Source organism: Candidatus Izemoplasmatales bacterium (genome assembly GCA_041649275.1).
GTDB lineage: Bacteria > Bacillota_I > Bacilli_A > Izemoplasmatales > Hujiaoplasmataceae > UBA12489.
Genome location: JBAZNL010000030.1, coordinates 1 through 5842 on the forward strand (window position 1 = coordinate 1; position 5842 = coordinate 5842).

General features: G+C 62.3%; 8 protein-coding genes. All 8 read left to right on the forward strand.

Annotation, left to right across the window (positions count from 1 at the left end):
- Positions 1-507 (forward strand): aminotransferase class I/II-fold pyridoxal phosphate-dependent enzyme (locus WC509_09045; GenBank protein MFA5007588.1); only part of this gene is annotated, 507 nt, incomplete at its 5' end.
- Positions 508-603: 96 nt separating this feature from the next.
- Positions 604-957 carry a hypothetical protein gene (locus WC509_09050; GenBank protein ID MFA5007589.1) on the forward strand — a complete coding sequence of 118 codons (354 nt, stop codon included), beginning with the start codon at positions 604-606 and terminating at the stop codon, positions 955-957.
- Positions 947-2038, forward strand: a complete 1092-nt coding sequence (locus tag WC509_09055; GenBank protein ID MFA5007590.1) for a HigA family addiction module antitoxin — start codon at positions 947-949, stop codon at positions 2036-2038. The genes WC509_09050 and WC509_09055 overlap by 11 nt, the downstream gene beginning before the upstream one ends.
- Positions 2039-2339: 301 nt before the next feature.
- On the forward strand, positions 2340-3518 hold the full coding sequence (locus tag WC509_09060; GenBank protein MFA5007591.1) for a crosslink repair DNA glycosylase YcaQ family protein: 1179 nt from the start codon (positions 2340-2342) through the stop codon (positions 3516-3518).
- A 9-nt stretch (positions 3519-3527) separates the two neighbouring features.
- Complete coding sequence (locus WC509_09065; GenBank protein MFA5007592.1) at positions 3528-4232, forward strand: class I SAM-dependent methyltransferase; 705 nt, start codon at positions 3528-3530, stop codon at positions 4230-4232.
- Entirely contained in the window at positions 4232-4879 is a 648-nt protein-coding gene (locus tag WC509_09070) for a Pr6Pr family membrane protein (protein MFA5007593.1), read from the forward strand. Before WC509_09065 ends, WC509_09070 begins: the two co-directional genes overlap by 1 nt.
- A complete protein-coding gene (locus tag WC509_09075; protein ID MFA5007594.1) occupies positions 4876-5427 on the forward strand; it encodes a GNAT family N-acetyltransferase in 552 nt (183 codons plus the stop codon). The genes WC509_09070 and WC509_09075 overlap by 4 nt, the downstream gene beginning before the upstream one ends.
- On the forward strand, positions 5424-5842 hold a 419-nt coding region (locus WC509_09080; GenBank protein MFA5007595.1), incomplete at its 3' end, for a hypothetical protein. The genes WC509_09075 and WC509_09080, both read left to right, overlap by 4 nt.

Consider the following 5842-nt stretch of genomic DNA (forward strand, 5'->3'; position numbering starts at 1 on the left):
TTCCACCTCCACGGACGCGTCGACTTCGCGATCGGCACGCTCTCGAAGGCCGTCGGCGTCGTCGGCGGCTACTGCTGTTCGAAGAAGAACGTCAAGGAATGGCTCCTCCACCGGGGCCGCCCGCTGCTCTTCTCGACGGCGATCCCGCCGGCCTCGGTAGCCGCCGCGATCGAGTCGATCCGGATCCTGTCGACCTCGACCGAGGCGACGGACAGGCTCTGGGAGAACGCACGCTACTTCAAGGCCGGAATGACCGCCCTCGGCTTCGACATCGGCCGTTCGGAGACCCCGATCACGCCCGTGATGATCGGCGACGAGGCGAAGACGATGGCGTTCTCGAAGAAGCTCCTCGAGGCCGGCGTGTTCGTCTCCGGGATCGTCTTCCCGACGGTGCCGAAGGGCAAGGGACGCCTGCGCGCGATGATCTCGGCCGCGCATACGAAGGAGGACCTCGACTTCGCGCTCGAGGCTTTCCGCCAGGTCGGGAAGGAACTCTCCGTCATCTGATCGTCATTCAACTAAAACATCGGATCGATTCCGATGTTTTTTCTTGATTACGTTTTTCGAATATGGTAAAATGAAATCACTTGGAAGGGTGAGCGGATGCGGATCGTCTACCGAACGAAACAGGATGAACGGCTGTGCTGCGATTTCGCGTACGCCCGTCGGCGATTGGGCGACGATGTCGCAAAACGGCTGATGAAGGCGATCGACTTCGCCGAAGCCGCCGATGCGCTTGCGGATTTCGTCCACGTCCCGCAGTTCCGCTTCCATCCCCTGAAGCATACGGAAACGCATCGTTTCGCGATCGACCTGGTGAAGACGAGCGGAATGCGCCTGCTCCTGACGGCGCTCGACGGCGACGGGCGTCCCGTCGTCAAGGAGACCGCCCTGGACGTCCTGCTCGTCGAATGCGATTTCGCGGTAGCGGAGGTATCGAACCACTATGAAGAATGAAAAAAGAAGACCTGCCTACCACCCGGGTTCCTATGTGGAGGACGCGATCGACGCCCTCGGAATGACGCGACACGAGTGCGCGGCGCGGCTCGACATGTCGGACAAGGACCTGAGCGAGCTGATCGGCGGCGATCGGGGACTGAACGCCGAGACGGCGCGCAAACTCGGCGCCTTCTTCGGCACGAAGCCGGACGTCTGGGTGCGGCTGCAGAACCAATATGAGATGTACGTCGCGGAACAGGCGGAGGAATACGGCATCGAATCCGACCGTCCCTTTCTCGACATGCTCGACTACGGATATTTCCGGGATCTCGGCATCGTACCTGAGGCGAAAGGCTGGAAAGATAGGATCCTGCGGCTTCGCGAAGCGCTCCGGGTCGTACGGCTCGAAACGCTCGCCAAACATGACCTTCTTACGTTATGCCGCCAATCGACGCCGAAGGAGGGACCCGAAACCATCGTGCCGCGCAACGCCTGGATCACGATCGGGCTCGATCTGGCGGCGCGCAAGGTCACGCCTGCGTTCGAATCCGCCAAGCTGGACGAGGCGACGAGGGCATTGCGTCGGTTGACGGTCGCCGACGATGGCGTCGACCACGCGGCCATCGAGGCGATCCTCTCTCCTTGCGGGATCGCCTACGTTCCGCTGCCGGATCTCGCGAAAGCGAACGTCAACGGCGTCGTCAAGTGGATCGCCGGCGATCGACCTTCCCTGCTCGTCAACGACCGGGGCAAATACATGGACATCTTCTGGTTCTCCCTCTTCCATGAGCTCGGGCACGTGCGGCAGATGAAGAGACGGGTGATGATCGTCGACGGACAGGATGAAGAACTCGAACGGGATGCGGACGCGTTCGCCCGCGACACCCTGATCCCCGCGACCGCCTACGCGGAGTTCCTTCGCGCCGGATCCATCTCCGAAGCCGCGGTCGTCGCCTTCGCCGATGCGATCGGCATCGCTCCCGGCATCGTCGTCGGCAGGCTCCAGAAGGAAGGACGTCTGCCGTACTCGCATCTGAACGGGTTACGCAGGAAGACCTCTTGGAAGTCGTCGGAACCAAGGACACCGATGAACGATTGAGCAGGACGGACGGACCGTCCTGCTTTTTGATGGGACGGGTGCGGTGGTGATCGCGTCATGCGGGCGATGAAGAACCAGGGGAACGCCTTGCATGAAGTGTCGGAAACGACTCGTCATATACTGCATAAAGTGTCTTTCGGCCCCATCACCGGTATGTAAAAAGTTGTATGCACATCTGCTAAATCCCTGCATAAAGTTGCGGTCGGCCGATGGAACGATCGCCGAAACATGCGCCGACAATGGCTTCCGTCGGCGCTTTTTCGTGTATAATGTAGATAACGTCAATGCAGGGAGCGACCCGATGGAACCGAACCTCTTCACGAAGGCGGAAGCCCGCCGCTTCATCCTGCTCAAACAGGGACTGCTCGGTCCCACGCGGTACGTAGGAAAACAGGGCGTCCTCGACTACGTCAGGGCTGCCGGATGCATCCAGTTCGATCCCGTCGACGTCTGCGGGATGAACGCCGACCTGGTCCTCCAGGCGCGCGTCAAAGGCTACCGGAAGGAACACCTCCAGGAGCTGCTTTATAAGGATCGCCTCCTCTACGACCATTTCGACAAGCAGATGTCGGTGATCCCGACCGAAGACTACCCGGCCTTCTTTCGGAACCGCAGGCATATCCGCCAGTGGGGGCGCGTGAGCGAGACGATCGACGCCGTCGCGCCGAAGATCCGCGACCTTTCCGCCGGGAAGGAATCCTTCTCGACCAAGTCCTTCGACCTCGGGCGGGCGGACTGGTACTGGGGCGAGACCTCGCTCTCGCGGGCCACGCTCGAGGCGATGTACTATTCCGGTGAACTGCTGATCCATCACAAGGAAGGCAAGATCCGCCACTTCGCCCCGGCGGAGAACCTGATTCCGAAGGCCCTCCTCGACGCCCCCGACCCGCATCCGGACGAGGCGTCCTACCACGCCTGGCGGGTGCTCCGCCGCGTCGGCGCCGTCGGCCTCCTCTGGGACAAGGGTCCCGAGGCCTATCTGATGATCGGCGGCCTCACCGCCGCGAAGCGGAGGGAAGCCTTCGCCCGGCTTCTGGAAGAGGGGTCCGTCGTTCCCGCTTCCGTGGAGGGACTCAAGGATGCGTTCTATCTGAAGACGGAAGACCTGCCGCTCGCGACCCTCGCGAAGGAGGAACGACGCTATCCGAAGAAGGCGACCCTGGTCGCCCCGCTCGACGCGATGATCTGGGACCGGAATCTGATCCGCGCGATCTTCGGCTTCGACTACGTCTGGGAGATCTACACGCCGCCGGGAAAGATGAAGTACGCCCATTACGCCCTCCCGCTCCTCTACGGCGAAACCTTCGTCGGGCGGGTGGAACTGCGCACCCTCCGCAAGGAGGACGTCCTTTCCGTGAAGAACGTCTGGCTCGAGGACGGATTCAAGCCGACGCAGGCGTTTCAGACGGCGCTAACGTCCTGTTTCGAACGCTTCGCGGCCTTCTCCGGACTGTCGGCCGTCCGGATCGAAGAGCACTAGGAGGACCCCATGGACCTGTACCGCGACTTCTCCGACCACTACGATCTCATCTTCCCCGTCGACCGCCCGACGGTCGCCTTCCTTTCGAAGAGTTTCCGCAAGGGGCGCGTCCTCGACCTCGGCTGCGCCACCGGCGGACACGTCCTCGCGCTCCGCGCCCTCGGCTACCGCGCCGACGGGATCGACCTCGACGAACGCATGGTCGACATCGCGAGGAAGAAGGCGCTTCAGGCGGGATCGCCCGCGACCTTCGGCGCATCCGACATCCGCTCGCTCTCGTCGGTCTCCCTCTACGAGGGCGTCTACTGCATCGGGAACACCCTCGTCCATCTCTCCTCCGAAGCCGAGATCGGCGTGATGATCCGGCGGATGTATTCATCCCTCGTCGACGGCGGATCCGCCGTCGTCCAGATCGTGAACTACGACCGCATCCTCGATCAAAGGATCACCGCCCTCCCGCCGATCAAAAACCAGGGACGCACGTTCACCCGGAACTACGTCCTCGAGGACGGCCGCGTCCGTTTTCAAACGCGTCTCACCTATGAAGACCAGGTCTACGAGGCGGACACGCCGCTCTTCCCGCTGCGCGCGCGTTCCCTCGAACGCATGATGAGGGACGCGGGCTTCACGAACGTCGTCCTGTACGGCGGCTTCGACGGCCGGCCGTTCGATCCGGCGACGTCGTTCGCACTGATCGCGAAAGGAACGAAATGATGGACAACAGAAGCATCCGGATCACCTACCGCATCCTCCTCATCCTCGGCTCCACGCTCGGCGTCTGGCTCCTGATCCGGGAGACCGAAGACGTGACGGCTTCGTTTTCCTATTTCACGACGCAGTCGAACGTCCTCTGCGTCCTCCTGTTCGGTTGGCTCGTCGTCCGCGACCTCATGAAGAAGGACGGCGAACCGGCATGGCTTCCCCTCCTCAAGGGGCAGACGACCGTCGGGATCGTCCTCACCGGAATCGTGTTCAACGTCATGCTCCGTCCGTTCATCGGCGACGGGGGGTCGTACGACCCGACGTCGCTCAAGGACTTCCTCGTGCACGTATCGACGCCGGTCCTTTCGCTTCTCGACTATTTCCTCTTCGACCGCAAGGGGCGGTTCACGGTCTTCCAGCCGCTGTACTGGACGGCGTTTCCGATCCTGTACTGGGTCTACACGATCGTCTACGCCGCGCTCGGCGGGACCTTCTGGCTGAGCGAGGACGCCGTCTCGGCGTATCCGTACTTCTTCATGGACGTGTCGACCTACGGACCGCTTCCGATCGTCGTCGTCGCGCTGTTCGTGGTCCTGATCGGCTACGGGCTCTTCTGGACCGACCGGGGACTCGCCCGCCGGGCGGAGGCGAAGCGATGATTCCCTCATCGCCCGTCCCGCTCGAGAAGGAGAACTACCGCGGCGTGAAGCTGCCGGTGTCGTACGCGACGACCGGTGCCTTCAGGGTTGCGGTCGACGCGACGGAGGATGCGGCGTCGTTCCGAATGACTTTGACACCGTTCGACGAACCCCGGCTCAAGGAATACGAGATGGAACTCTATCCGCCGTACTTCGGGAACGTCGAAGCCTATGGGATCTTCGACGGCGAGATTCTCGCCGGCTGCGTGGAAATCGCCGAAGAGACCTGGAGCCGGCGCCTCCGGATCACCGAACTCTGGGTCGAGGAACATCGCAGGCTTCGGGGACTCGGCGGAACCCTGCTCGAGTTCGCGAAGATGAAGGCCGTCGAGAAGGGCTGCCGTCTGGCGATCCTCGAGACGCAGACGTGCAACCTCGCGGCGATCGCGCTCTACCGGAAGCACGGCTTCACGTTCATCGGACTCGATACGACGTGCTATACGGACGCGGACGTCGAAAACGACGAGGTCCGCGTCGAGATGGGCTGGAAGACGGGGGTGGCGGGATGATCAATGAAAAGAACGTCGAATTTCTCCGCATGGAACGCTCGCGCATGCTCTCTCCGGTCGAGACGAAGGCGGAATACGACGACCTGTTCCGGATGATGTCGCCGGTCCCGACCGATTACTGGATCCGGCCGGGGACGGCGCCCTTCCTGCAGCACCGCGCCGCCTTCGACGACACGCGGTACAACGATTCCCTCCGCTCGAACCGCCGGATCGTCAAGGGACGCTTCCAGAAGAGCGGGATCGCCTACGTGCGTTTCGACGAGTTGCCGCTGTTCGCGGCGGTATACAGAAAAGAACCCGAGCGGATGGGACCGCTCGAGTGGAAGTTCATCGACCTGCTTTCGCACGAGGGGCCGATGACGATCGGGATGTTCAAGGAGATCACCGGGATGTTCGTGAAGGACATCACGCGGTG